This is a genomic window from Acinetobacter sp. YH16042, from assembly GCF_013417245.1.
GTDB classification, from domain to species: domain Bacteria; phylum Pseudomonadota; class Gammaproteobacteria; order Pseudomonadales; family Moraxellaceae; genus Acinetobacter; species Acinetobacter amyesii.
This window is the reverse complement of the sequence record NZ_VPEJ01000084.1, coordinates 1-2,293: the sequence shown is the minus strand read 5'-3', so window position 1 is coordinate 2,293 and position 2,293 is coordinate 1. Positions and strand designations below refer to the sequence as shown.

General features: G+C 35.9%; 3 protein-coding genes. 2 read left to right on the top strand and 1 reads right to left on the bottom strand.

Annotated features, from left to right (window positions below; translation table 11 throughout):
* Window positions 1-178: 178 nt before the first annotated feature.
* A complete protein-coding gene (locus FTV37_RS17030) occupies window positions 179-568 on the top strand; it encodes a tautomerase family protein (RefSeq protein WP_004781111.1) in 390 nt (129 codons plus the stop codon).
* A gap of 131 nt (window positions 569-699) precedes the next feature.
* Here FTV37_RS17030 and FTV37_RS17025 read toward each other — a convergent pair whose 3' ends face one another.
* Window positions 700-1,677, bottom strand: coding sequence for a GlxA family transcriptional regulator (locus FTV37_RS17025; protein WP_180064314.1), 978 nt, complete (start codon window positions 1,675-1,677; stop codon window positions 700-702).
* 132 nt (window positions 1,678-1,809) lie between these two features.
* Here FTV37_RS17025 and FTV37_RS17020 point away from each other — a divergent pair.
* The coding region (locus FTV37_RS17020) for an MBL fold metallo-hydrolase (protein WP_180064313.1) at window positions 1,810-2,293 on the top strand (484 nt) is incomplete at its 3' end.

Genomic DNA, 2,293 nt, shown 5'->3' with positions numbered 1-2,293 from the left:
CTAACCTAATCCCCGTAACACCAACCTCTAAAAATAAGTTTCCTACACTGATTTTTATATATTTTTTAAATTTTAAGCCTAGACCAGAGTCTAGGTTTTTTCATTTCGTATAACAGCCATTATCTTAAATGGGAGGGGGAGATTAAGCTAAAATTAGGGTTTTAATTTAGAGAAAGTAATGTCTCAGATAAAAATTTATGCTTTAGATGAAACTATAGAATTACATCGTGATAATTTAAGTAAAGCTATCCATCAGGCTTTAGTTAAAGAATTAAAATATCCTGAAGAAAAAAGGTTTCAACGTTTTATTCCACTAGAATCCAAAAATTTTATATATCCAGCAGACCGCAGTACATCTTATATAATTATTGAAATTTCCATGTTCGATGGACGAACAAAAGAGACTAAAAAAGCATTTATTAAGACTCTATTCGAAAATATAAACAATCTATGCGGTATTGATTCAAATGATGTTGAGATAACTATATTTGAAACTCCTAAAGAAAACTGGGGCATTAGAGGGGAAAATGCGGATGAACTACAGTTAAATTATAAGGTAAGTGTTTAAATTTCCTGAAATTAACATAATACACGTTATACGAAGTTGAAAAATTGAGACTATAGCCTTAATTTTTATGTGTTTTTAAAATTTAAAGCCTAGACTTCGGTCTAGGTTTTTTTCATTTCTTATAACAGCCATTATGTTAAATGGGGCGGATTATTCTCATTAATGATCCCAAAAGCTTTTCTCCATGCCTGAGGGCTGGTGCCATATTTTTCACGGAAATTCTTTCTAAATGACACGGTATTATTAAAACCTGAAAGCTCGGTTATCTTTTCGATAGACAAGTTTGTCGTTTCTAAGAGTTCACAACTTAATCTGATTCTTTCAGTATTCAGCCAATCGACTAAGGTCATACCTGTCGCTTTCTTAAAATGCCGTGTGAACGTCCTACGTGTCATATGTGTCCGTTCAGCTAAGCTTTCAATATTATGTTGTAAAGCTAAATTCTTTCTTAAAAAATCAAGTAATAGGTTAATTTGTGCATCTTGGCTCGACTCTGCTACTGGCTGTTCAATAAACTGAGCTTGCCCACCTTCACGGTGAGGCGGAATTACCATTACTCTAGAAACTTTATTTGCAATTTGTGCACTATAGATTTCACGTACCAAGTACAAGCAGCAGTCTAACGCTGCGCCTGTTCCTGCAGAGGTTACGATCCTTTGGTCTTCTACATACAGGGCATCATGATCAAGCTGAACCTGTGGAAATCGCTCACTAAAATCTTGTTCAGCCATCCAGTGCGTAGCTGCTTTTTTATGGTCAAGTAAACCAGCATATGCCAGTGCATAAGTTCCATAGCATAACCCTACAATTCTAATTCCAGTCTGATATGCACAATTTAGGGCATCGATAAGTACTTGTTCAGGCTCGTGATTAAAATCATCCCACCCAGGAATAATAATAAGATCCGACTCTTTAATGAGCTCGACCCCACCATCAGGGATAATCATCATAGACTGTTCTGTTGTTACGGGCTGGCCATCTATAGAAAAAATTTTCAGATCAAATAAGCGTTTATCTTCAATCTTGATATTGAAAATGATATGGGGGATAGAGAAGTGAAATGGATTTATATTGGGATATACGAACAATCCAATCACTGGTATAGCCATTCAATCTACCTCTCTAAAATAATAAATATAGCATGTTGTCCCAATAGTTTCGATGATTGTCCTTAAGGACAATTTTATTATTTGATTTTTCCTATCATGATTCGAGTATGACTAAATGATTGGATCTGGAATATGAATAAAATTTTAAGTAGCTCTGTTATTGCACTCTCTCTGGCAATGGCTTCAGTCCATTTATATGCGAATGATAAGGTGGTTCAGCGAGATACTTCTAAAGTTACGCATATACAAGAAATTCGCAATGCAACGATTAAAGTAACCTATGCTGATACAACCTTTTTAATTGACCCAATGTTTGCTAAAAAAGGGTTCTATGAAGGTTTCCCCGATACTCATCGTAGCTATTTACGGAACCCATTAGTCGATTTGCCTATCAAGCCCGAAACGATTTTAGAAGGTGTAGATGCGGTAATCGTGACCCATACCCATTTAGATCATTGGGATGATGCAGCACAAGCGGCTATTCCGAAAAACATGCCCTTGTTTGTACAGAATAAAGAAGACCAAAAAGTCATTCAGTCACAAGGCTTCAAAGATGTCCGTGTATTAACGCAAGCCACCTTTGAAGGGATTAAGCTCACTAAAACTGGTGGCCAAC